The organism is Lichenihabitans sp. PAMC28606 (genome assembly GCF_020616535.1).
Taxonomy (GTDB): Bacteria; Pseudomonadota; Alphaproteobacteria; order Rhizobiales; family Beijerinckiaceae; genus Lichenihabitans; species Lichenihabitans psoromatis.
This window is the reverse complement of sequence record NZ_CP085136.1, coordinates 3,522,658-3,544,561: the sequence shown is the minus strand read 5'-3', so window position 1 is coordinate 3,544,561 and position 21,904 is coordinate 3,522,658. Positions and strand designations below refer to the sequence as shown.

Here is a 21,904-nt window from a genome sequence, read left to right as displayed (position 1 = left end):
GAACTTGCAATGTCTATTGATTTTGTCAACTTATAGAAGTGGCTGCGACGACGGGTGAATGAGGCATGAGCAACAGGTCCAGGGCCCTTGGCGTGAACGAGGTGAGGCCATTTCGCCAATTCGGCTTAGGCGTTCCGTTGGCGGTCGGGAATGTCGCGTCGCACCTGCAAGGCTGGTTGGTCCCGGCCGTGCTGCTCCTCGCTTGGCAGCTCGCCAGCCAATTCGGCTTCGTGCCCGATACAATCCTGCCGCGCCCCTCTGCGGTGCTCATGACGGCCTGGAAGACGACCCTGACGGGCGAGCTTCCGGCCAATATGGCGGTCAGCTTTCTGCGAGCCATCACCGGATTCGTGGTTGGCGGCAGTATCGGTTTCATACTCGGCTTGTCGAACGGCCTCTCCCGCCTCAGCTATCGGCTCACCGACACGACCCTGCAGATGCTTCGGAACGTGCCGCATCTGGCGCTGATCCCGCTCGTCATCCTGTGGTTCGGCATCGGCGAATCCGCTAAGCTTTTCCTGGTGGCGCTGGGAGTCTTTTTCCCGGTCTACCTGAACACGCTCCATGGTGTCCGCTCGGTCGATCCGCAGTTGATCGAGATGGGCCGGAGCTATGGCATGTCGCTCCCGACGCTGTTTCGACGCGTCATTTTTCCCGGCGCTCTCCCCTCGATCTTCGTCGGGATCCGATTCGGCCTCGGCATCATGTGGCTAACCTTGATCGTCGCCGAAACCATCGCGGCTCAATCCGGCCTCGGCTACATGGCCATGCAGGCGCGGGAATTCATGCAGACCGACATCGTCGTCATGGCGATCGTGATCTATGCGCTTTTGGGCAAGCTGGCCGACGAGGCCGCAACGTGGGTCGAGCGCCTCTGCATGCCGTGGCGCGCCTCGCCCGCGTCGAGCGCGCCATGAGCCTCGCTCCACGGCAGGAGGCAGTTGTCGCCTCGCCCACGAAGGGCGTGTCAATCGCGATCGACCGGATCGGCAAGAGCTTCGAGGGCACCCATGTCCTATCGGGGCTGTCGCTGCACGTTCCGGCCGGAGAGTTCCTGGCCGTCGTCGGGCGCAGCGGCTCGGGCAAAAGCACTTTGCTGCGACTGATCTGCGGGCTCGATCAGCCCACCGCGGGACGGCTGACCTTCGACGGCGGGCCGGCCCAGCCCGGCAACGCCCGCATCATTTTTCAGGAGCCGCGCCTGCTGCCTTGGGCTTGTGTGCTCGATAATGTCGAGATCGGTCTGAAGGCCGAGGTCCCGCGGCAGGCTGGCCGAAGCCTCGCGATCGACGCACTCCGGGCGGTCGGGCTCGAGGCGCGCGCCCAGGATTGGCCGACCGTTCTCTCCGGCGGGCAAAAGCAGCGGGTCGCGCTAGCCCGGGCGCTGGTCAGCCGCCCTGGCCTGCTGCTGCTCGACGAGCCGCTCGGCGCCCTCGATGCCTTGACGCGGCTCGAGATGCAGACGCTGCTGGCTGATGTCTGGACCACACAGGGTTTCACGGCCGTGCTGGTGACCCATGACGTGGCCGAGGCGGTTCGGCTGGCCGATCGCATCATCGTGCTGCAAGATGGCGCCATCACGCTCGATGTTCTCAATGCGGCGCCGCGGCCGCGCCCGACCCGCCATGTCGAGGCGCTTGATCTCGAGGAGCGATTGCTGACGCAACTCATGTCGACCTGAGCGGACGCGCCACTCGTCGAGATGCCCTCAGCGCTGCGCCCCGGCTCCGTTCGCCACGAGCACATAGCCTCGCGTCTTGCCGTCATTATCGGAATCGATCGTATTCATGGCGTCGAACAGGTCTGATGCCATGACCCACACGGGCGGATATTTGTAGCGCGCAACATCCAAGATGAGAAAACGATCCTAGTGGCGAAATGTGGCCGCCCCGCTCCTGATCCAGCGATTTCCGCAAATAGTTGACGATGACCACATGCTTTCTGGTCGAAAGATAATCGCCGGCTGTTTTGCGAAACACGTCGAGGCCGCCGGGGGCCGCATGATGCACCTCGACGAGCAAGGGATGCAGAGCCAAGAGGCCGCCGAGTTGATCGAGTGTCATACCCTGGCGAGCCAGCACGTCGCGCGGCAGCACCGATTCGGTCCTTTGGTCGAGCACGTTATCTTGCGTGAAGACCGCATAGGGTTGGTAGGGCGGGCTGCTGGGCGCGGGCGTTTTCAGCGCGTTGAGCGTCATGACGAGACTGGCGACACCGCAATAGGCCTGCGTTTTTTGCGTCTCGAAGGCGACGCTGATCGGCAGGTAGGCATCGAGAGGCTTTGTCTCGAGAAGCAGAGCCTCCCCCTGATCAGACGAAAGATCAATGAGCCGGGTCGGAAGCGCCAGCGTTTCCGCCGACACGCCGGTCGTCGACAGCACCCAGCAGAGAAGCAAACGGCTTGAGAATGGTGACACGGCTGGTCCTTTCCGGCGACCGAGCGCCGAGATGGCCGTAACGGTTGCGAGCCGTCATTCAGTGATAGCGTAGCAGGATCCTTGACCGTCGTGCAGGTGCCGCGACTTTATAGCAGCAAACCAAGATCGGATGGATGTTGTCGCTCATCCTCCATCTCAGCCATTCAACCGGTCATCCTCAAGCGCGTTGCCACCACGGCCGCCACCTGGACGTGCAGGACTCCCGTGTACTTGTAACGATCGACGGTGGCGATTGATCACATATCGCTTTCGCGAGGTCGACGTAGCGATACGAATCCGCTATACGGTATAATTCATTAATGTCTGCGCGCGCACACTTGCAGGTAATTGTCCTTATCAAACAGTCGTCACGACGGAGCTGCAATTTGACAATAACCGGGTCTTTTCCGGGCACGATGGCGACGGCAGACAGACGATGTCGAGCCCTCAAGATGGTGTGGTCCAACCCGACTATCAGCGTTGATCGCCAGGCAAATGAGAGCGGCTGTGCCGGCGCCTGATGTCCGTCGCGGTTGCGGAGATTCGCAGGAGGAGTCCCGTCTGCGCGAGTTGGATAGTTTCCGCATCCTCGACAGTGAGCCGGAAGCCGAGTTCGACGACATCGTCGGGTTCGTCGCGGGGATCTTCGATGTCCCGATCGCCTTCGTGTCCTTGATCGAAAGCGAGCGCCAGTGGTTAAAGGCCGCCGTGGGGATCGACGGCCTGAGCATCTCGCGGCGTCTCTCCTTGTGCAGCCATACTATTTCGTCCGACGATATCCTTGTCGTACCCGACGCACGGCTTGACGCTCGGTTTGCCGAAAATCCCTATGTGATCGGGGATCCGAACATTCGATTTTACGCGGGAGCACCGCTGATTACGGCGACCGGATCTCGCATCGGCTCGATCTGCATCGTCGATACAAAGCCGCGACTGCCCTTGTCCGACCGCGAACGCGATCTTCTCCGTCAGGCCTCGCATACAACCATGAGGCTGATCGAGAAGCGCCGCGACGCCTTCGTGAGCGGCACGATGACGGCCTTCGCCGACACCACCGATCTCGCCTTACTGTCGACCGACCAGCACGGCATCGTGGTGTTCGCCAACAAGGCAGCCGAGCTTCTGTTCGGTCACCGTCGCGCCGAGATTGTCGGTCGCAATGTCGAACTCATCATCCCGGAGCGGTTTAGGCTGGATCACGCCCATGCGATGGCAATGATACGAGAGGGGGCGCCCTCAAGAATGTCGGGCAAGACGATCGAGTTGCCGGCGGTTCATCGCGATGGCCACGAAATCGCGATCGAATTCTCGTTTTTCCAGTGGAAGAGCCCTTCGGGCCTCGGCATGGGCTCGGTCATGCGGGACATCACCGAGAGGCGGCAGCGGGATATGCGCCTCTTGCGGCTCGCCCATCACGATCCCCTCACGGGTCTTGTCAATCGCAGGCACCTGAACGAATACCTGGACGGCTTGATGGCCTCCGAGACGCGGTTTTCGGTGCTGATGCTCGATCTGGACCGGTTCAAGGAGGTCAACGATCACATCGGTCACGCGGCCGGCGACACGCTCCTCCAGACCATCGCGCTGCGGCTGACGGCGGCACTCGATCAAGCTGCCATCCTGTCGCGCTGGGGCGGCGACGAGTTCCTGGTCGTGCTTCCGGATGTAGCGGATGCGGTCGAATTCGGCCGACAAGCGTCGAAACTTCTCGATGTCTTCGCCAAGCCGTTCGACGTGTCGGGCAATAACGTCATCATTGGCGCGAGTGTGGGTGGTGCGATCTGGCCAAACCACGGTTCAGACCGGGATGAGGTGATCGCCAGCGCCGATCTGGCCCTCTATCGCGCCAAAAACGACGGCGGTCGTCACTTCCGCCTGTTTGACTTCCCGATGCGCGACCGCGTCGCGGCCCGGCATATGCTTCGGGACGATTTGCGACGCGCGATCAGACACGATGAATTGCGCCTATTCTATCAGCCGCAGGTCTCGTTCGCGACAGGCGCGATCGTCGGCGTGGAAGCCTTGATGCGATGGCAACATCCGGAGCGCGGCCTTCTTCTGCCCAAATCGTTCATGCATGGACTCGAGGAAGGCTCGCTGGCTCTGCATGCGGGTTGGTGGACCCTCGAGGAGGCCTGTCGCCAAGCGGCCGCCTGGCGTCAAGACGGAATTCCTCCGTTGAAGATGAGCGTCAATCTGTTCGGAGCGCAGATCCGGTCAGGCAATCTCGCGAAGGTCGTGACGGAGGCTCTCGCCCGTCATGACCTGACTCCGGACTCTCTTGAACTCGAAGTAACAGAAACAATCGCGTTACAAAACGACGATGCCATGCTCTCGCCGCTTCGAGAGCTTCGCAATATTGGAGTCGGGATCGCGTTCGACGATTTCGGAACCGGCTTTGCGTCGCTGAGTTCGCTGCGGCGCGTTCCCCTGACCTCTCTCAAGGTAGACCAAAGCTTCGTCCGCAACATCTTGACCGATAAGCACGATGCCGCAATCGTCCGGGCGATCGTTTCGATAGGGCTGGACTTCGACGTCACGGTGATCGCCGAAGGCCTCGAGACGAAGCTTCAGGCCGATATGCTTCGAGCGATGGGGTGCCAGGTGGGCCAGGGACACTGGTTCGGCAAAGCGGTCGATCCGGATGTTTTGGCAAAGCGTCTGTCGCGCGCGGGGGGCGCCCAACGAAACGGACGTGGCTGAGGCCGTCACCGCGCCCTTCCGGCTTGGCGAGTCTGCTATCGGCTCGCGGCGGCCTTGAGCGGAAGTCGCTCCAGGCCAAGCAACAACGCCAGCGTGGTGACGACCAGAACCATCGTCAGCGCGGCACCCGAGAAGATATCGCCGCGGTCCGTCTGACCAAAGATCGCGACCGGCAGCGTCACCCATCCCGGCGGATACAGCATGACGGTGGCGCCGAGTTCGCCCATCGAGAGGGCAAAGCTGAGCCCAAACGCGGCCACGAGATAGGGTGCGATCAGCGGAAGCGTCACGTGGATGAGTTGGTAGGACGGCCGCGCGCCAAGGCTCGAGGCGACCTGTTCGTAATCCGGAGCGAGGCGCATCAGGCCAGCCGAGACGGTGCCGAACGTGAAGGCCGACACCAGCACGAAGTGAGCGATCAGCACGATCGCGATTGTGCCGTTGAGCAGGAACGGCTTTTGGCTGAATCCGACCAGCAAGCCAAGGCCGACCGAGACCGACGGCACCGCACTCGGAACGAAGAACAGCAGACCGAGAAGTCGGCCCCAGCGTTCTCCCTGCAGTCGCAAGGCCAAAGCCGCCCATGTCCCGGCCACCAGCGCCACAAGGCTCGCCACGAGCCCGGTCGCGAGGCTCGCCCAGATGGCATCGCGCGAGGCGCCGGACACCACATCGCTATAATGCTCGACCGTGAACCCGGTCGGCAGCACGCCGCTCCATTGCTGCGAAAAGCTCGCCACCACGATGACGGCGAGCGGTGCCAGAAACAGCACGCCGAGCAGCAACGCGGCCAGGATCCAGATGACGATGCGGCCCGAGCGCGACCAAACCAGCATGGTCAGGCCCCAAACCGGCGCGCGGCCGTGCGGTAAAGCCCAAATAAGCCGAGCGACAAGGCCACGTTGACGACCGCGATGATGCAGGCGGTCTGATAATCCGACTCTTGGATAGCCTTGTCGTAGATCAACAACGGCAGGGTGATGACGCCCTTGGCCCCAATGAAGAGCACGATGCCGAACTCGTTGACGGTCAGCAGCAAGCAGAGGCTGCCGCCGGCGATCAACGCCGGGACCGCGGCCGGCAGGATCACTTGCGCGACGATCCGCCATGGACGTGCGCCGAGGATGCTTGCAGCCTCGATCTGACTGCGGTCGAGCAGCGAGAACGAGGCGAGCAGCGGCCGCAACACGAAGGGCGTGTAAACCGTCACCTCGGCCAGCACGACCCCCCATGCGGAATAGAGAAAATCGACGGGGGGCGCCGTCAGGTGAAAGCCCTGAACCAGCGCTTCATTCAGGATGCCGGCCGAGCCATAGATGAACGTGAACGCCAGCGTGATCAGAAAGGTTGGCAGCGCGATGAACGTGTCGATCAACCGGGCGATGAAGCGACTTCCCGGAAACGGCACGAAAGCAAGCATCAGCGCCAGCACGAGGCCAAGCACGACGCAGCCGACCGTGGAGGCGACCGCGATCGTCATGGTGTTAAGCAGAGCGCCGACGAACGAGCGAGAGGTGACGACCTGCAGCGCCGCTTGTGCCGTGAACCCCCCGCTCTCGTCGAGAAACGCCGTTCGAACGATCAAGGCGAGCGGATAGAAGAACAAGACAGCGAGCAGCAGCGCCGGGGGGACGATCCAGGCGCCCCCGAATGTCAGGGGTTTCGATCGCGGCGTCGAGACAACCGCGTCAGCCATTGAGATCGTCGGCGATGAGGGTCGCGTCGCTCGGCGCGAAGAAGAGGTCTATCGCGGTCCCTGAACGCGGCAGCGCCGGCAGCCGAGTCGCAACGACGCGGATCGGAGTTCCGTCGATCTCGAGCACGAGATGGGTGAGTTCGCCTTGCCAATGGACCTCGCGCAGCACCCCCTGGATACAGTTGGATTGAGCGTCTTCGCGCGTCAGCGTGACATGTTGCGGTCGAACGCAAAGCAGGCGCTCGGTCCCGGCGGTTTCGCCCTGTCCGGCAGCCACCAACGACACCGCTCCAGACCGGACGGTGGCAAAGCCGTTCGACGTGCCGGGGTGGAGCACCGTCACCGGCAGCAGGTTCGCGCGACCGAGAAACTCCGCTGCGAAGCGGTTGGGCGGGCGGCGATAGAGATCGGCGGTCGCTCCATGTGCCGAAATCGCGCCGTCCTTCATGATCGCGATCTTATCGGCGAGCGTCAGCGCTTCGCTTTGGTCGTGAGTCACATAGAGGATCGTCAGATCGGGAAGATCACGGTGCAGGCGCGCGATCTCCTCCACCATCGAGCGACGGATCTGCGCGTCGAGGGCCGAGAGCGGCTCATCGAGCAGCAGGACACGGGGGCGGACCGCGAGCGCGCGCGCGATCGCGACGCGCTGCTGCTGGCCACCCGAGAGTTCACGCGGATAGCGCTTGGCATAGGGGGCCATGCCGACGATCCGCAGCGCATCGGCGACCCGCTCGGCCACCAAAGCCTTGGGCGCGGCTTGAGCATGAAGCCCGAACGCGACATTCCCCTCGACCCGCATATGCGGAAACAGCGCGTAATTCTGCACCACCATGCCGAGCCCACGCTCGTAGGGAGGCAGGTCGGTGACGTCTGTCGTGCCGATGCGAATGCGGCCGCTGACCGGCCGCACGAAGCCCGCGACCGCACGAAGCGCGGTCGTCTTGCCGGACCCGGACGGGCCGATCAGCGCCAGAATCTCGCCGGCCGCGATGTCCAGCGTCATCGGCTTCAGCACCACCGCGCCGCGATAGGCGACCGTCACCTTGTCGAAGGAAACGCTCGATCCCCGGACGGCGACAGCTGCGGCTGGCGCCTCAGACGCGGCCAGAGCCGAGACCGACATGCTCAGCTGCCGGTCGCTTGGCGCCAGCGGGCCACATCACCCGGCAGATCCTTGAGCACCGCCGCCCAATCGGGCGTCCACACCGTCACGCCCTGCATGGCCTCGTGCAGCTTGGCGAAGTTGGCGTCCGTCGGGGTCACGTCCTTGCGGACCGGAACGCCGATCGCGATGGACGACACGGTCGATTGGGCCTCTTTGCTGAGCAAGAAGTCGATCAGTTTCTTCCCGTTCTCGGCATCGGGCGCGCCCGTCACGAGGCCAACGTAATAGGGAAGCGCCAACGTCGAGCGCTCGCCGTTCGGTCCGGCGGGCCAGAACACGCGAATGTTGGGGTTCTGCGCCATCTGCGACATGTTCATCTGCAGATCGCCGTTGGCGACATGCAGCTCGCCCTTGTTGACGAGGGCCGTCAGCTTGCCGGTCGAGGCCGAGGGGCCGACGTTATTGTCCTGCAGCTTCTTGAGAAATTCGAAGCCCGCATCCTTGCTGCCGAAGGCATGGATCACCTGCAGCATCACGGCAGTGCCGTCACCGGCTTGACCTGGCGTCGAATATTGAATCTTGCCCTTGAACGACGGCTCCAGCAGATCGGCATAAGTCTTCGGCGCCTGCTTCAGCACCGCGGCGTTGTAGATGAAGTTCATGTAGTTGTTGACGAGCGGCTGATAGGTGGCGCTACCGCCGTCGATCTCGGAGGCGGCATCCGGCTTAAAGGTCTGCAGCAGACCCTCGGCCTCGGCACGCTGGATGAAGGGCGGCAGGGTGACGAGCACATCCGCCTGCGGGTTCGACTTCTCCTTGGCGACACGCTCGACGACACCGCCGGACCCTGCCTCGATATATTGAACCTTGACGCCCGTCGCCTTGGTGAAGGTGTCGAATTGCGTCTCGAACCAGCTCCCCTTGCCATCATGAAGGCCGTCGGCCGCGTAGATCGTGACGACGTCGGATGCCGCCCAAGCCGGCGTGGCGAGTGCGGTCGCGGCAAGCAGAATTGCCGAAAGAATGGCCTTCATGGAATGGATCCCCGGTCAGAATGAAGAACCGGTAGGCGCCGCCTATGAAAGCGATGTGACTGTCGGATGAAGCTGACGTGACGCCGCTACGGCAGGTGCTGGTGTGGCCGCGCGGTTTTTGCCAGGGTCAACAATCGGGCGATGGCATGATGATCGAAGCCCCCGATCCCCTCCCGCACGTCGGCGCTGATGGCGGCCGCGAGCGCAACGGGGTCGCGCCACCGAAGCGCCCCGATAATCTCCTGATGCCGATCGACCACATAGAGCTCGGCCACATGCTCCATCGCGATCCCGAGCACCGGACCGAGTTGCAGCCAGACGCTCTCGATCATCGGCATCGCGATCTGATCCGGATTGGCCCGGTAGATCGCGCGATGGAATTGCTGATTGGCCAGCAAGGCCGCCGATTGATCGGCACGTGCTATCGCATCGTCAATGTCATGATCCATGACGAGAAGATGGTCGATCTGTTGGTCCGTCATCGAAACGATCGCCCGTTGCGCGGCATGCTGTTCGAGTGCGATCCGGAGAGAGATCAACGCTTCGAACCGCTCTGGCGTGACGAGCGGCACGACGATGCGGCGGTTCTCGAGAAAATTCAGCGCTCCGATCGAGGTCAACCGGCGCAGCGCCTCGCGAACCGGCGTCGGGCTGCTGTCGAGCGCAGCGGCGAGACCGCGGATCGTGAGAGCCGCGCCAGGGCGCACCGCGCCGACCATGATGGCCTGCCGCAGCCGCGCATGGACATGATCGTGGGTTGTCATCCCGTCCGGCTTAGCCAGTGCGGGAAGTACGAGCTCGTTCAATCGCTTGCGCTCCAAACCCCGCGCCTTCCCTGGTGACCAAGCGGTCACGACCACGCCCGCAACCTTGATCGTGACCATAAAAAGTGGCACAGCCTCGGGATTGTGATCACAAATGAAGTTTTCCGACATGTCTGTCCAGACCCACGATCCTGATGCGTTCAAGCTTTGGCTTGAAGAGAACGGGCAGATCGAGAGCATCCAAGCCGTGGTCTGCGACCTCAACGGCATCATGCGCGGCAAGCGCGTTCCCGTTGGGCAGGCCGCCAAGGTGCTGGGTGGCGGCATTCGCATGCCGTTATCGATCGTCGGCGTCGACGTCTGGGGCGAGGATATCGTCGGCAACGAGCAGGTGTTCGCCAGCGGCGACATGGACGGGATCTGCGGCGTGACGGGGCGCGGCGCGCTTCCGGTCAATTGGACGTCGCGGCCAAGCGCACTGGTGCCGCTCTGGATGTTCCTCGAAGACGGAACGCCATTCCTCGCCGACCCGCGTCAAGCGCTGGCGTCCATCGTGCGCCAATATAGCGCCCTCGGCCTCCGCCCGGTCGTCGCCACCGAAATGGAATTTTATCTGATCGACCCCGAGCCTGACAGCGCGGTTCCGCCGATCTCGCCCTACACGGGCAAGCGCCTCGATTCCGACGCGATCCTCTCGATCGACGAGCTCGATGATTTCGGCGAGTTCCTGTCCGACGTCTACAAGGAATGCGCCCGCCAGAACGTGCCGGCCGATGCGGCCATCGCCGAGAACGGTATCGGTCAATTCGAGATCAACCTGCTCCATAGCGACGATCCCTTGAAGGCCGCCGACGACGCCATCTTCTTCAAGCGCATCGTGAAGGGTGTCGCGCGCCGCCACGGCCTGGCCGCGACCTTTATGGCTAAGCCGTACGGCACCCGTTCGGGCAATGGCATGCATTGCCATTGCAGCGTCATCGACAGCGACGGCAAGAATATCTTCGACAATGGAACGGCGGAAGGCTCACCGATCCTGCGACATGCGGTTGCGGGGATGTTGCGCGGCATGGCCGAGACGACCCTGCTGTTCGCACCGCATTTCAATTCTTACCGCCGCCTCCGGCCCGACACGCATGCGCCGACCACGATCGCCTGGGGCTATGAGAACCGCACGGCGGCGATCCGCATTCCCGGTGGCAATCCCGTGGCCCGGCGCATCGAGCACCGCGTCGCCGGCGCCGATTCCAACCCCTATCTGTCGATCGCCGCGATCCTCGGGGCGGCGCTGGTCGGCATTCGCAACGAATGGGAGCCGACACCGGACATCCCGGGCCGCACCTACGGAACCGATAGCCTGCCGAAAATCCCATCCGATTGGGGCCAGGCGGTGGACGCGTTCGAAAGCGGCGACATCGCGGCCCAAATCTTCGATCCGATTCTGCGCGACATGCTGGTGGCCTGCAAGCGGCAGGAGATCGCAGGCTTCGCCGAGCAGGTGACGGATTACGAATTCAGCGCCTATCTCGAGATCGTCTGACCGGCAGGTCGGCTCAACCGTCTCTCACGCATCGGAGCACACTGTCATGGCGTCGCGGAGCCCGTCGACCGCAGCGCGTCAAACCCACGCGCCGTCCTATTATGCCGCCACCGCCAACGACAAGACGGTTCGGCCGAGCCTGACGGACGACATTTGCGCCGATGTCTGCGTGATCGGGGCCGGATTCACGGGACTATCGGCCGCGCTGGAGCTCGCGGAGCGGGGTTTTTCGGTCGTGGTGCTCGAAGCCGTGCAGATCGGCTTCGGCGCGTCGGGGCGGAACGGCGGCCAGATCGTCAATGGCTATAGCCGTGATCTCGACGTGATCGAGAAACGCTACGGCGAACCGGCCGCAACGGCGCTCGGCGCGATGTCGCTCGAAGGCGCCAGCATCATCAGGAGCCGCATCGCCAAATATCACATTGCCTGCGACCTCGTGGACGGCGCGTTTTTCGCCGCCTTTACGGACAAGCAGATGAAGGAGCTCGAACATCAGAAGCGGGTGTGGGAGCCGCATGGGCATGACGGCCTCGAGATGGTGGACCGCTCCGACGTTCCGGCCATCGTGGCCTGCGACCGCTATGTCGGCGGCATGGTCGACCGGCATGGCGGTCACATCCACCCGCTCAATCTTGTGCTCGGCGAAGCGGCGGCGTTCGAGAGCCTGGGCGGACGCATCTTCGAACACTCCAGCGTCGTCACGGTCGAGACCGGCGCCGCCCCTCTGGCCCGCACGGCCGAAGGATCGGTCGCATGCAAGGTGCTGCTGGTCTGCGGCAATGCCTATCTCGGCAAGCTGCTGCCTGAGATCGGCGACAAGATGATGCCGGTCTCGAGCCAGATCATCGCGACCGAGCCGCTGGACGCAGCTTTGGCCGATGAGCTTCTGCCGGCGAATTACTGCGTCGAGGATATGAACTACATCCTCGATTACTATCGCCGCACGGCCGATAATCGCATCCTCTACGGCGGTGGCGTCGTGTATGGCGGCCGCGACCCGGCCAGCGTCGAAGCGCGGCTGCGGCCGCAACTCGCCAAGACCTTTCCGCGCCTCGCGAGCGTTCGCTTCGACTATGCCTGGAGTGGGAATTTCGCCCTTACGCTGACGCGTGTGCCGCATGTGGGACAGCTCACGCCGACGGTTTATTTTTCGCACGGCGATAGCGGTCACGGCGTCACCACGACCCACCTGCTCGGCAAGATCCTGGGCGAGGCGGTCGCGGGCCAGGCCGAACGGTTGGATGTATGGAGCAGCCTGCCCTATTACCCATTTCCGGGTGGATCGACCTTTCGGGTGCCCCTCACCGCCCTGGGCGCCTGGTGGTACGGCCTGCGGGATCGGCTAGGCGTTTAACGCCCGCATTCGGAAAAGATCGAGGTTCGCCATGTCGCCCCGCCCCGTCCCGTCCCGGCCCTTGATCGGCATTCTCTGCTGCACCAATACGGTGTCGAACCAAAATGCGCAGACGGTCATCAACCGCTACATCGACGCGGTCGATCGCGCTCTCGTGGGCGACATCGTGCTGATACCAACCAACAGCCGGCACGGCGATCTCGCTTCCCTGCTCGGCCGACTCGATGGTGTGGTGCTGACCGGCAGCCCCAGCAATGTCGAGGCGCGGCATTACGGCTCCGATGTCGCGACCGGGCCGTTCGATCCGGCCCGCGACGACGCCGCTCTCGCTCTGGTCCACACCGCCGCCTCGCTCAAGACGCCGGTGCTGGGCATCTGCCGAGGCCTGCAGGAGGTGAATGTCGCGCTCGGCGGAAGCTTGCGGCATGGCATCGGCGACGCGGCCGGATCGGTCGCTCACCACGCACCCGACCAGATCGAGGGGGATGCGATGTTCGAGTGGATGCACCCCGTCGCCCTCCGACAGGGCGGCGTGTTGCAGGAGACGCTGCATCGCTCGACCGCAGAGGTGAATTCCGTCCACTACCAAGGCATCGAACGGCTTGCCGATGCTTTGCAGATCGAGGCGCAAGCGCCGGACGGGACGATCGAGGCGGTATCGGCCCGCGATGCCCCGATTTTCGCGGTGCAATGGCATCCCGAATATGCTGTGCAGGACGAGGTCTCGCAGGCGGTCTTCTCGGTCTTCGCCAAAATGATGCGCCGCTGAGACATGCGGCCCGCGATCACGCGGTCGCGCTCTCGGCGAGCCCATCATCCAGGATCGCGAAAGCCTGCTCGAATTCGGCCTCGGTGATGGTCAGGGGCGGACAGAGCGTCACGACCGTTCCGCCGCCGAGCTTGAAGCTTAGTCCACGCCGCAGGCACGCATAGAGCAGGCGATCGGCGGTCGCGGCCGCATCGGGGCCGCCGATCTCCAGGCCGAAATAACAGCCGAGCCCCCGCACGTCGCGGACCATGGGGTGGCGGCTCATCAAGCCCTTGAGCCGATCGAGGCCGATGCGCCCGAGTTCATTGGCGCGGGCCACCAATCCCTCCTCGGCGATGACGTCGAGCGTCGCCAGCGCGGCGGCGCATCCCACGGGGCTCTTTTCATGCGTATAGTGACCGAGAGCCGCCTGTGGGGCGCAATCCAGCGTCGTATCGGCGATGATGGCCGCCATCGGCATGATGCCCCCACCCAGCCCCTTGCCGATCACGAGAATATCCGGCGTGGCGCCGGCCTGCTCGCAGACGAACATGGTGCCGGTGCGGGCGAGACAACTCGGAATTTCGTCGAAAATCAGCAACGCACCGTGGCGCGAGCAGCTGGCGCGCACGCGCGCCCAAAATCCCGGCGGGGGCGGCTCGACGGTGGTCCATCGCATCGGCTCGGCCAGCACGGCCGCGACGTCGCCCTGCAGCTCGAGCACATAATCGATATAGTCGGCGAAGCGCTCGAAGGGCCGGTCGTCGCCGAAGAACCGCGATGCGAGATGCAGCGGCGGTAGATGTTCGCCACCGGGCATCATCGGGCCGAGATTCTGGCGGAACAAGGCTTCGCCCCCGACCCCGATCGTGTCGAGATTGGCACCGTGGAACGCATCCCAGAACGACAGTGTTTTGTGCCGCCCCGTGGCGTAACGCGCCAGTTTCAGGGCCATGCCGACAGCGGCGGCGCCGCTCGGCGCCAGCAGGACCTTGGCGAGCGGATCGGGTGCCAAGCGTCCGAGCCGATCGGCCAAGGCGATGGCCGATCGGTTGGTGTAGCGGCGCGGGCAGAACGGGAGCGTATCGAGTTCGGCCTTGATGGCCGCCACGACGCGTGGGTGGCCATGGCCGAGTTGGTGCACGCTATTGCCGTGAAAATCGAGAATGCGGCGTCCTTCGACATCGATCAGTGTCGCGCCTTCGGCCCGTTCGATCACATCGAGGCAGGGGGTCGACAGCGACTGATGCAGGAAGACGCGCTCGTCGTCGTCGAGAAGCTGTCGGGTGGCCGAGCTGAGCCGGGCCCGCCAGGCCGACCTCAGCGGCGAGCGGTTGACATCGCCCTCGCTCGGCGCGGGCTCGTTCGCGTTTGACGCACCCATCAAGGCCGTTCGCCGCGCGCAAGCCGCCCCTCGATGGCGGCAACGACCGGCATCAGGTCGGCGACGCTGTCGATCACGTAATGCGCGCCGGACGCCGTCAGACGATCCATGGCGGAGGCCCGCATGCGCGCGAAATCCGCAGGCTCGAGCGCCGCAGTGTCGGCCTGCGACAGGCCGAACACATTGCCGCTGACCGCGACGCCGACCGTCCATGCGCCGCCATTCAGGCCCTCGGCGATGCCGACCTCGGTATCATCCACCTTGATGGCGCTCCAGGCTGGCCAGACACCGAGGTCGAGCAAGCTCTTGTAGAGCATGAACGGCGTCGGGCGACCGTCCGGCGTGTCGCCGGTGCAGACGAGACTGTCGGGCACGAAACCACCTTCGGCCGCGACCGGCAGGATCTCGGCCATGATGTCCCGCGTGTAGCCGGTGGTCGAGCCGATCTTGAGCCCGGCTTGCCGCAGCTTGTGCGTCACATCGGCGACACCCGGGATAACCGCCGAGAATCGCGCCGCTACCGCCTTGTTCTTCGGTACGAACACGGCATAGACGGCATCGATGTCCGGGTCGGCGGGTGTGTGGCCATGCGCTGCGGCCCAGGCCTCGGCGACGCGCGGCAGCGCCATCAGGGCCGCAATATGGGGCCGCTTGGCCATGCCCATCGGGCCGCGCGCCTCGTCGATCGAAATCGTGACGCCGAACTCGCCGAATGTTTCGACGAAGGCCCCCATGGGGGCAAGCGAGCCATGGTCCACGACGGTGCCGGCCCAATCGAATACAATGGCTTTGACATGATTCATGGCGGGGGCTTCCGATCGATCATCCGTAGAGCTCGGCCATGACCTCTTCGGCGATGGCAAAAGACGTGCTGGCGCCCGTGCCGCTGGTGATCAGCACGATCCGCAACGCGTCGGACGGCCGATCGACCAGCATCAGGCGGTCCGGCGCCGACGCGTAGGTACCGGTCCAGCGTTCGACCACGGGCGGGATCGCACCGGCGAAGACCTGCGCGTATTCGTCGAGAATGAGATCGTCGATCCCGGTCGGCGCGAACGGGTCGGGCGTCGCGGCGTAATGATGCGAATCGCCGACCACCACCGAGCCATCCTCGCTGCGAACCACGATCAGATGCACGCCATGCCGCACATGCTCGCGTTGCTCGACATCGAGCCGTTTGCGCAGCGCGGCCGCGCCCTGCTGCTCGGCATAACCGAGATAGCGGATCAGACCGAGGTCGGACATAACGGCGGGCAGTGCTGGGTCGAACTTTTCTGGCATCAACCGCATCATGTGCAGCTTGCACCGCGTCAAGCCATAAGCCGCGATCCGGTCCGGCATCAGCGTGCGAAAATCGTCGCCGGGGCAGACCACCACGGTCTCGGCTTCGATCAACCCTCGGCTGGTCTCGAGCCGCGGTGGGGCGGCGCTATGGACGACGGTGTCGCGCAGAAAAACGACGCCATGCCGTTCGCCGAGATAAGCAGCGAGGCGCGGGATGGCCTCGCGCGACTCGACGCGGACCTCGTGCGGGCTGTGAAGCGCGCCCGCGATATCGGCCTCGCGCAGACCGGCGCCATGATCCGCAAGGTCGGCGGGCTCGACGAGGCTACAATCCGCGCCCATGTCGGTCTCGAGAAATTGTTCGAGGACCGTCCGGGCTTCTGGGCGGCGCGCGACCGTCAGCAAGCCGCGCTGCAAAATCGGGATCTTCGCCGCCTCGGCCATCTCGATCCACACGTCGCGCGACCGCATCGCCCGCTGCCAGCACGCGCCCTGCTGCTGACCCGTCACCGTGATGAAGCCGAAGTTGCGGATCGAGGCGCCATTGGCCTGCGTGTCGCGGTCGATCACGACGACGCGCTTGCCGAGCCGGGCCGCCGCGAGCGCATGGGCCAAGCCACAAATGCCCGCACCGACCACGGCGACATCGAACCTGCCCGGCAGCGGCACCATGGGTCAAAGCCTCACATCGAAAAGCTTGTCCTAGCCTCGACCCGTGACCGCTCCATGACGTCGGTGCCGTGTTCAGGCTTTCAGGGTGGCCGCGATGGTTTCGGACCATGGCGTCGTGGGCCGCCCGATCAAGGTACTGAGTTGGCGCCCATCATCGAACAAGGCATCGTTTGCGGCGGCGGCATCCGAGTCGGACAGCAGGCTTGCGATGGGGTCCGGCAGACCGGCTCCGACGAGAATGCCTTTATATTCGGCCTCGGGAACATCGCGGTAAACGACCGCTTGGCCCGAGACGCGGGCGACCTCCTCCGCAAATTGGGCGAGCGTATAGGCGTCGTCGCCAGCGAGTTCGTAGATGCGCCCGTCTTGCGGCACAGTCGCGGTGAGAACAGCGGCCGCCGCAGCGGCATAGTCGGCGCGCGACGCCGAGGCGATCCGGCCGTGTCCGGCACTGCCGAGCATGACGCCATGCGCCAGAGCCGCCGGGATCGAGGCGGTGTAGTTTTCCGTGTACCAGCCGTTCCGCAGAACGACGAAAGGAACACCGGATTGGCGCAGCAGGGCCTCGGTCTGGCGATGCTCCTCGGCGAGCGCCAAGGCGGACGTGTCGGCATGAAGCACGCTCGTATAAGCCAGCAAGGTGACGCCGGCCCGTTTGGCGGCCGCAATCACGTTGCGGTGCTGTTCGACCCGCTCGCCGAGCGCATTCGACGAGATCAGCAGGAGACGATCGATCCCCGCAAAAGCGGCGTCGAGCGTCTCGGGCTTGCTGTAATCGGCGATCTTGGCCGCGACGCCACGGGCCGTCAGAGCCGCGAGCGCCCCGGCATCGCGCACGATGGCCTCGACGTTGATCGATGACCCCTTGGCAAGGAGATCGTCGATGACGAGACGACCGAGCTGGCCGCTCACTCCGGTCACGAGAAGACGAAGGGATGCGTTGGACATGAAGGGCTCCTGATGGCGATTGTGGATCCATGTCTAGAATAGAGACCGTGTCGCCGGTAAGAAAGGAGGCAGCTTTTCAACCCCTGGTGACCTCAAGGGAACCGACCATGATCGAGCGCACAGATATATCTGCCTATTTAGACGTGTGGCGGACCGCCAGCTTCGACTCTGGGTGCTGCCCGGTGCGCGATGTGCTCGATCACATGGGCGGCAAATGGACGACGCTGATCCTAATGTCGCTCGCGGCCGAACCCCTGCGTTTCAACGCCGTGCGCCGCGCTGTCCCGGACATCTCCAAACGCATGCTGACCCAGACGCTCCGGGCGCTCGAGCGGGACGGCATGGTGACCCGCCACGTCTTCCCGACCAAGCCGCCGAGCGTCGAATATCGCTTGTCGCCGCTGGGCCTCTCGATCCTCGGACCCGTGGCGAGCCTGATCGATTGGGCGGAGCGCAATCACGGCGATATCCGGCTGGCGCGCGCCCAGTTCGATGCAGCAGCCTGATCCAAGGGACATGCTGGCGCCGCGTGCCGCGGCACTGCTAACGTGGTGGCCCGTTCTTGGAGACCTGGCCAATGTTCGACGCACCGCCTGAGACAAGCGTCTGCCGCTGGCCCCGCGATCACGGGTGAAAGGCGCAAAAACGATGACCGGTCCGGATTTTCCGCTCTCGGGCGCCTACACCGCATGGCGGGCGGCGGTCGAGCGAACCCTGAACGGCGCGGGCTACGATACTCTTGTGTCCCGCAGCGACGACGACCTGCCGATCGCTCCCCTCTATCCGGCCGGACGCGGCATGCCAGTTTGGCGCGACACACGACAGCCGTGTCACGTCGTTCAGCGCGTCGATCATCCCGATCTCACGATCGCCAACGGGCTTGCGCTCGACGATCTTGACGGCGGCGCGAGCGGGCTCGCTTTGGTGCTGGCCGGCGCGCCGGCCGCGCATGCATTCGGTGTCGAGATCGCGGACGAGACCGATGCCACATCCCTGCTGGCCGGCATTCGCCTCGACGCGATCGCGGTGCGCTTCGAGGTCGCGACCGTCACCCCACCACTGGCCTGGGGCGCCGTGACGGGCCTGATCGACCCAGGATCGTGTATCTCGAGCATCGATTTCGGCCTCGATCCGATCGGCGTCATGGCCCATGCGGGCGGCATGCCGCAAGCGTGGGGATCGCTGGCCCGCGCGACCGCACGGGCCGTTGCGACCATCAGGCAGAAGGGATTTGTCTCGCCGGTGCTCCGGGCCGACGGGCGTCCTCACCATGCGGCGGGCGCGACCGACGCGCAGGAGCTCGCCGCCGTGCTGGCAACCGGCGTCGCCTATCTCCGGGCGATCGAGGATGACGGCCCATCGCTTGAAGACGCCCGCACGGCGCTGAGTTTCACGCTCGCGGTCGATGCCGACGAATTCCTGTCCTTGACGAAGCTTCGCGCGATGCGGCGGCTCTGGGCCAGTCTCGAGACTGCCTGCGGCCTAACTCCTCGCCCGATCGCCCTGCATGCCGAAACGGCGACCCGCATGCTGACGCATCGCGATCCCTGGACCAACCTGCTGCGGAATGGCTTGGCCTGCTCTGCGGCGCTGCTCGGCGGCGCCGATAGCGTGTCGGTCTTGCCCCACACGAGTGCGCTCGGCCTGCCGGACGGCTTTGCGCGCCGGCTGGCCCGCACCATGCCGCTCGTGCTCATGCAGGAAGCCGATCTCGGACGGGTCGACGATCCGGCAGCGGGATCCGGCGCGTTCGAGGCGCTGACCGATCAGCTCGGTCGTCACGCATGGCGCCTGTTTCAGACGATCGAACAGGAGGGCGGCATGGTCGCGGCACTCGCGTCGGGCGCGTGGCAGGAGCGGATCGAGACCGCCAGACAGCGGCGGCAATCGGATCTCATGGCCGGAACCCGATGCGTGGTCGGCACGACTTCGTTCACAACTGCGGACGAGACCCCGGTTGCGGTCCTGCCGGTCTCGAGGCGCGACCGGATCGATGAGCTGCCGATTGACGCCACGCGCTTCGTTCCGCTGACGGCACGGCGCGAGACGGCCTTCTTCGACCAACAGGGAAGCGCCCGATGAGCCGCATCCCCGACTTTCGTGCCATCCCCTTTGCGCCCGCTGCCGGGACGCCTGTCGCCGACGACCGCGAGAGTTGGACCACGCCAGAGGGCCTCTCGATCCAACCCGTCTACGGTTCGCGTGATCGCGACGGCATTGCGGCGGTCGATAGCGTCCCGGGACAGCCCCCGTTTTTGCGTGGCCCCTATCCCACCATGTACGTCACCCAGCCGTGGACGATCCGGCAATATGCCGGCTTCTCCACGGCGGGAGCCTCGAACGCCTTCTATCGCCGCAACCTCGCAGCCGGTCAGAAGGGACTGTCTGTGGCGTTCGATCTTGCGACGCACCGCGGCTATGACAGCGACCATCCCCGCGTCGCCGGCGATGTCGGCATGGCCGGGGTCGCGATCGACAGCATTCTCGACATGCGCGAATTGTTCGACGGCATTCCGCTCGACACGATGTCGGTGTCGATGACCATGAATGGCGCCGTGCTTCCCATCATGGCCCTCTATATCGTGGCGGCCGAGGAGCAGGGCGTGCCGCCCGAGAAACTCTCGGGCACGATCCAAAACGACATTCTGAAAGAGTTCATGGTGCGGAACACCTACATCTATCCGCCCGAGCCCTCGATGCGGATCGTGTCCGACATCTTCGCCTATACCTCGACCCGCATGCCGAAGTTCAACTCGATTTCGATTTCCGGCTATCACATGCAGGAAGCCGGGGCGACGGCGGATCTCGAACTCGCCTATACGCTCGCCGACGGGGTCGACTATATCCGCGCCGGCCTCGCGGCCGGTCTCGCGATCGATGCCTTCGCACCGCGCCTCAGTTTCTTCTTCGCGATCGGCATGAACTTCTTCATGGAGGTGGCGAAGCTGCGCGCCGCGCGCCTGCTCTGGACGCGTCTGGTCGCCCGCTTCGAGCCGACGAGCGAAAAATCGCTGGCGCTGCGGACGCATTGCCAAACCTCCGGCTGGTCGCTGACCGCGCAGGACGTTTTCAACAACGTCACGCGAACCACCATCGAGGCCATGGCGGCGACCCAGGGCGGCACGCAATCGCTGCACACCAATTCACTCGACGAGGCTCTGGCGCTTCCGACCGACTTTTCGGCCCGCATCGCGCGCAACACGCAACTCGTGCTGCAAAAGGAGAGCGGAACCACCCGCATCATCGATCCCTGGGGCGGGTCCTACTACGTCGAGCGGTTGACGGCCGATCTCGCGAGCCGCGCCTGGAGCCATATCGAGGAAATCGAGGCATTGGGCGGCATGGCCAAGGCGATCGAGGCGGGCCTGCCGAAGCGCCGGATCGAGGAAGCTGCCGCACGCACCCAGGCCCGCATCGACACGGGCCAGCAGGTGATCGTCGGTGTCAATTTATTCGCCCCGCGCGACGAGCCGCCGCTCGCGGTTCGCAAGGTCGACAATGCCGAAGTCCGCGCGGCTCAGATCGCGAAGCTGGCGCGGCTCCGGACCGAGCGCGATGACGGGCCGGTCTTGGCGGCACTCGACGCGCTCGAGGCAACGGCCCGGACCGGCGTCGGAAATCTGCTCGATCGTGCCATCGCGGCCGCGCGCGCCAAGGCGACGGTGGGCGAGATGTCGACTGCGCTGGAACGCGCTTGGAGCCGCCATGCGGCCGTAACGGATGTCGTGTCCGGCGTCTATTTGAAGGCGTCCGGCAAAGACAATGACGCCGTGCGGCGCGCCGCCGAGATGACGCGGGCCTTCACCCAGGACAAGGGATCCAAACCCCGCATTCTCGTCGCGAAGGTCGGCCAGGACGGCCATGACAGAGGCCAAAAAGTCATCGCCTCGGCTTTTGCGGATCTCGGCTTTGCGGTCAGCGTCGGCGCCCTGTTTGCGACGCCCGAGGAAGCGGCGCGTCAGGCGGCGGACGAGAATGTCGACATTCTCGGCATTTCCTCGCTCGCGGCGGGCCATCTGACGCTCGTGCCCGACATTCGCGCCGCTCTCGATGCGCTCGGACGGTCTGATATCCTGCTGGTGGTCGGAGGCGTCTTGCCACAGCAGGATTTCGCCGCCGTGAGGGCCGCCGGCGTCGCCGCGATCTTTCCGCCCGGCACAGTGATTGCCGAGGCCGCCATCGACCTGATGGAGCGCTTGAACGAGCGCGCAGGCTTCACCCAGAAGGCCGGGTCAGCCTATCGGCGCTCTTGAGG

At 64.6% G+C, this 21,904-nt stretch carries 18 protein-coding genes and 1 pseudogene; 9 read left to right on the top strand and 10 right to left on the bottom strand.

From position 1 onward, the window contains the following. Positions 1 to 65 precede the first annotated feature (65 nt). Positions 66 to 917: an ABC transporter permease subunit gene (locus LGH83_RS16695; RefSeq protein WP_227399613.1), complete on the top strand. Its 852-nt coding sequence runs from the start codon at positions 66 to 68 to the stop codon at positions 915 to 917. Then, positions 914 to 1,681, top strand: a complete 768-nt coding sequence (locus LGH83_RS16690) for an ABC transporter ATP-binding protein (RefSeq protein ID WP_227399612.1) — start codon at positions 914 to 916, stop codon at positions 1,679 to 1,681. Before LGH83_RS16695 ends, LGH83_RS16690 begins: the two co-directional genes overlap by 4 nt. A gap of 27 nt (positions 1,682 to 1,708) precedes the next feature. Here LGH83_RS16690 and LGH83_RS16685 read toward each other — a convergent pair. Beyond that, a pseudogene (locus LGH83_RS16685) lies at positions 1,709 to 2,363 on the bottom strand (phytochelatin synthase family protein). Positions 2,364 to 2,924: 561 nt separating this feature from the next. On the opposite strand from LGH83_RS16685, the gene LGH83_RS16680 reads away from it, so the two are divergent. Beyond that, a complete protein-coding gene (locus LGH83_RS16680) occupies positions 2,925 to 5,120 on the top strand; it encodes an EAL domain-containing protein (protein WP_227399611.1) in 2,196 nt (731 codons plus the stop codon). A gap of 35 nt (positions 5,121 to 5,155) precedes the next feature. Here LGH83_RS16680 and LGH83_RS16675 read toward each other — a convergent pair whose 3' ends face one another. The 5 genes from LGH83_RS16675 to LGH83_RS16655 form a co-directional block, all read right to left on the bottom strand. Next, complete coding sequence (locus tag LGH83_RS16675) at positions 5,156 to 5,956, bottom strand: ABC transporter permease (protein WP_227399610.1); 801 nt, start codon at positions 5,954 to 5,956, stop codon at positions 5,156 to 5,158. Positions 5,957 to 5,958: 2 nt separating this feature from the next. Then, positions 5,959 to 6,816 carry a 2-aminoethylphosphonate ABC transporter permease subunit gene (locus tag LGH83_RS16670; RefSeq protein WP_227399609.1) on the bottom strand — a complete coding sequence of 286 codons (858 nt, stop codon included), beginning with the start codon at positions 6,814 to 6,816 and terminating at the stop codon, positions 5,959 to 5,961. Continuing rightward, entirely contained in the window at positions 6,809 to 7,942 is a 1,134-nt protein-coding gene (locus LGH83_RS16665; protein WP_227399608.1) for an ABC transporter ATP-binding protein, read from the bottom strand. The genes LGH83_RS16670 and LGH83_RS16665 overlap by 8 nt, the downstream gene beginning before the upstream one ends. A 2-nt stretch (positions 7,943 to 7,944) precedes the next feature. Beyond that, positions 7,945 to 8,958, bottom strand: coding sequence for a 2-aminoethylphosphonate ABC transporter substrate-binding protein (locus tag LGH83_RS16660; protein WP_227399607.1), 1,014 nt, complete (start codon positions 8,956 to 8,958; stop codon positions 7,945 to 7,947). Positions 8,959 to 9,044: 86 nt separating this feature from the next. Then, positions 9,045 to 9,764, bottom strand: coding sequence for a GntR family transcriptional regulator (locus LGH83_RS16655; protein ID WP_227399606.1), 720 nt, complete (start codon positions 9,762 to 9,764; stop codon positions 9,045 to 9,047). Positions 9,765 to 9,891: 127 nt separating this feature from the next. Between LGH83_RS16655 and LGH83_RS16650 the strand changes: the two genes are divergently transcribed. The 3 genes from LGH83_RS16650 to LGH83_RS16640 are packed head-to-tail and all read left to right on the top strand — an operon-like array spanning position 9,892 to position 13,382. Then, positions 9,892 to 11,259: a glutamine synthetase family protein gene (locus tag LGH83_RS16650; RefSeq protein WP_131114512.1), complete on the top strand. Its 1,368-nt coding sequence runs from the start codon at positions 9,892 to 9,894 to the stop codon at positions 11,257 to 11,259. A gap of 46 nt (positions 11,260 to 11,305) precedes the next feature. Further along, complete coding sequence (locus LGH83_RS16645; RefSeq protein WP_227399605.1) at positions 11,306 to 12,613, top strand: NAD(P)/FAD-dependent oxidoreductase; 1,308 nt, start codon at positions 11,306 to 11,308, stop codon at positions 12,611 to 12,613. Between the two features lie 31 nt (positions 12,614 to 12,644). Further along, positions 12,645 to 13,382: a gamma-glutamyl-gamma-aminobutyrate hydrolase family protein gene (locus LGH83_RS16640; protein WP_227399604.1), complete on the top strand. Its 738-nt coding sequence runs from the start codon at positions 12,645 to 12,647 to the stop codon at positions 13,380 to 13,382. 16 nt (positions 13,383 to 13,398) lie between these two features. Here LGH83_RS16640 and LGH83_RS16635 read toward each other — a convergent pair whose 3' ends face one another. The 4 genes from LGH83_RS16635 to LGH83_RS16620 form a co-directional block, all read right to left on the bottom strand. Beyond that, on the bottom strand, positions 13,399 to 14,745 hold the full coding sequence (locus LGH83_RS16635; RefSeq protein ID WP_227399603.1) for an aspartate aminotransferase family protein: 1,347 nt from the start codon (positions 14,743 to 14,745) through the stop codon (positions 13,399 to 13,401). Next, the gene (gene phnX, locus LGH83_RS16630) at positions 14,745 to 15,548 is read right to left on the bottom strand and encodes a phosphonoacetaldehyde hydrolase (protein ID WP_227399602.1); all 804 of its coding nucleotides are present in this window, start codon (positions 15,546 to 15,548) and stop codon (positions 14,745 to 14,747) included. Before phnX ends, LGH83_RS16635 begins: the two co-directional genes overlap by 1 nt. 19 nt (positions 15,549 to 15,567) lie before the next feature. Then, positions 15,568 to 16,701 (bottom strand): TIGR03364 family FAD-dependent oxidoreductase, encoded by a 1,134-nt coding sequence (locus LGH83_RS16625; RefSeq protein WP_227399601.1) that lies wholly within the window; start codon positions 16,699 to 16,701, stop codon positions 15,568 to 15,570. Between the two features lie 72 nt (positions 16,702 to 16,773). Beyond that, complete coding sequence (locus LGH83_RS16620) at positions 16,774 to 17,649, bottom strand: NAD(P)H-binding protein (protein ID WP_227399600.1); 876 nt, start codon at positions 17,647 to 17,649, stop codon at positions 16,774 to 16,776. Positions 17,650 to 17,756: 107 nt separating this feature from the next. Here LGH83_RS16620 and LGH83_RS16615 point away from each other — a divergent pair, with 107 nt between their 5' ends. From LGH83_RS16615 to scpA, 3 genes are all read left to right on the top strand, one after another. Beyond that, on the top strand, positions 17,757 to 18,155 hold the full coding sequence (locus LGH83_RS16615) for a winged helix-turn-helix transcriptional regulator (protein ID WP_227399599.1): 399 nt from the start codon (positions 17,757 to 17,759) through the stop codon (positions 18,153 to 18,155). A 142-nt stretch (positions 18,156 to 18,297) separates the two neighbouring features. Further along, positions 18,298 to 19,731, top strand: coding sequence for a methylmalonyl-CoA mutase family protein (locus tag LGH83_RS16610; RefSeq protein ID WP_227399598.1), 1,434 nt, complete (start codon positions 18,298 to 18,300; stop codon positions 19,729 to 19,731). Then, the gene (gene scpA / locus LGH83_RS16605) at positions 19,728 to 21,902 is read left to right on the top strand and encodes a methylmalonyl-CoA mutase (RefSeq protein WP_227399597.1); all 2,175 of its coding nucleotides are present in this window, start codon (positions 19,728 to 19,730) and stop codon (positions 21,900 to 21,902) included. Before LGH83_RS16610 ends, scpA begins: the two co-directional genes overlap by 4 nt. Positions 21,903 to 21,904 lie beyond the last annotated feature (2 nt).

Coding starts and splice junctions, on each gene's coding strand:
- LGH83_RS16645 (WP_227399605.1), top strand. CDS start 11,306: ATGGCGTCGCGGAGCCCGTCGACCGCAGCGCGTCAAACCCACGCGCCG.
- LGH83_RS16635 (WP_227399603.1), bottom strand. CDS start 14,745: ATGGGTGCGTCAAACGCGAACGAGCCCGCGCCGAGCGAGGGCGATGTC.
- LGH83_RS16640 (WP_227399604.1), top strand. CDS start 12,645: ATGTCGCCCCGCCCCGTCCCGTCCCGGCCCTTGATCGGCATTCTCTGC.
- LGH83_RS16660 (WP_227399607.1), bottom strand. CDS start 8,958: ATGAAGGCCATTCTTTCGGCAATTCTGCTTGCCGCGACCGCACTCGCC.
- LGH83_RS16625 (WP_227399601.1), bottom strand. CDS start 16,701: ATGGTGCCGCTGCCGGGCAGGTTCGATGTCGCCGTGGTCGGTGCGGGC.
- LGH83_RS16610 (WP_227399598.1), top strand. CDS start 18,298: ATGACCGGTCCGGATTTTCCGCTCTCGGGCGCCTACACCGCATGGCGG.
- LGH83_RS16690 (WP_227399612.1), top strand. CDS start 914: ATGAGCCTCGCTCCACGGCAGGAGGCAGTTGTCGCCTCGCCCACGAAG.
- phnX (WP_227399602.1), bottom strand. CDS start 15,548: ATGAATCATGTCAAAGCCATTGTATTCGATTGGGCCGGCACCGTCGTG.
- LGH83_RS16620 (WP_227399600.1), bottom strand. CDS start 17,649: ATGTCCAACGCATCCCTTCGTCTTCTCGTGACCGGAGTGAGCGGCCAG.
- LGH83_RS16670 (WP_227399609.1), bottom strand. CDS start 6,816: ATGGCTGACGCGGTTGTCTCGACGCCGCGATCGAAACCCCTGACATTC.
- LGH83_RS16665 (WP_227399608.1), bottom strand. CDS start 7,942: ATGTCGGTCTCGGCTCTGGCCGCGTCTGAGGCGCCAGCCGCAGCTGTC.
- scpA (WP_227399597.1), top strand. CDS start 19,728: ATGAGCCGCATCCCCGACTTTCGTGCCATCCCCTTTGCGCCCGCTGCC.
- LGH83_RS16650 (WP_131114512.1), top strand. CDS start 9,892: ATGTCTGTCCAGACCCACGATCCTGATGCGTTCAAGCTTTGGCTTGAA.
- LGH83_RS16675 (WP_227399610.1), bottom strand. CDS start 5,956: ATGCTGGTTTGGTCGCGCTCGGGCCGCATCGTCATCTGGATCCTGGCC.
- LGH83_RS16615 (WP_227399599.1), top strand. CDS start 17,757: ATGATCGAGCGCACAGATATATCTGCCTATTTAGACGTGTGGCGGACC.
- LGH83_RS16695 (WP_227399613.1), top strand. CDS start 66: ATGAGCAACAGGTCCAGGGCCCTTGGCGTGAACGAGGTGAGGCCATTT.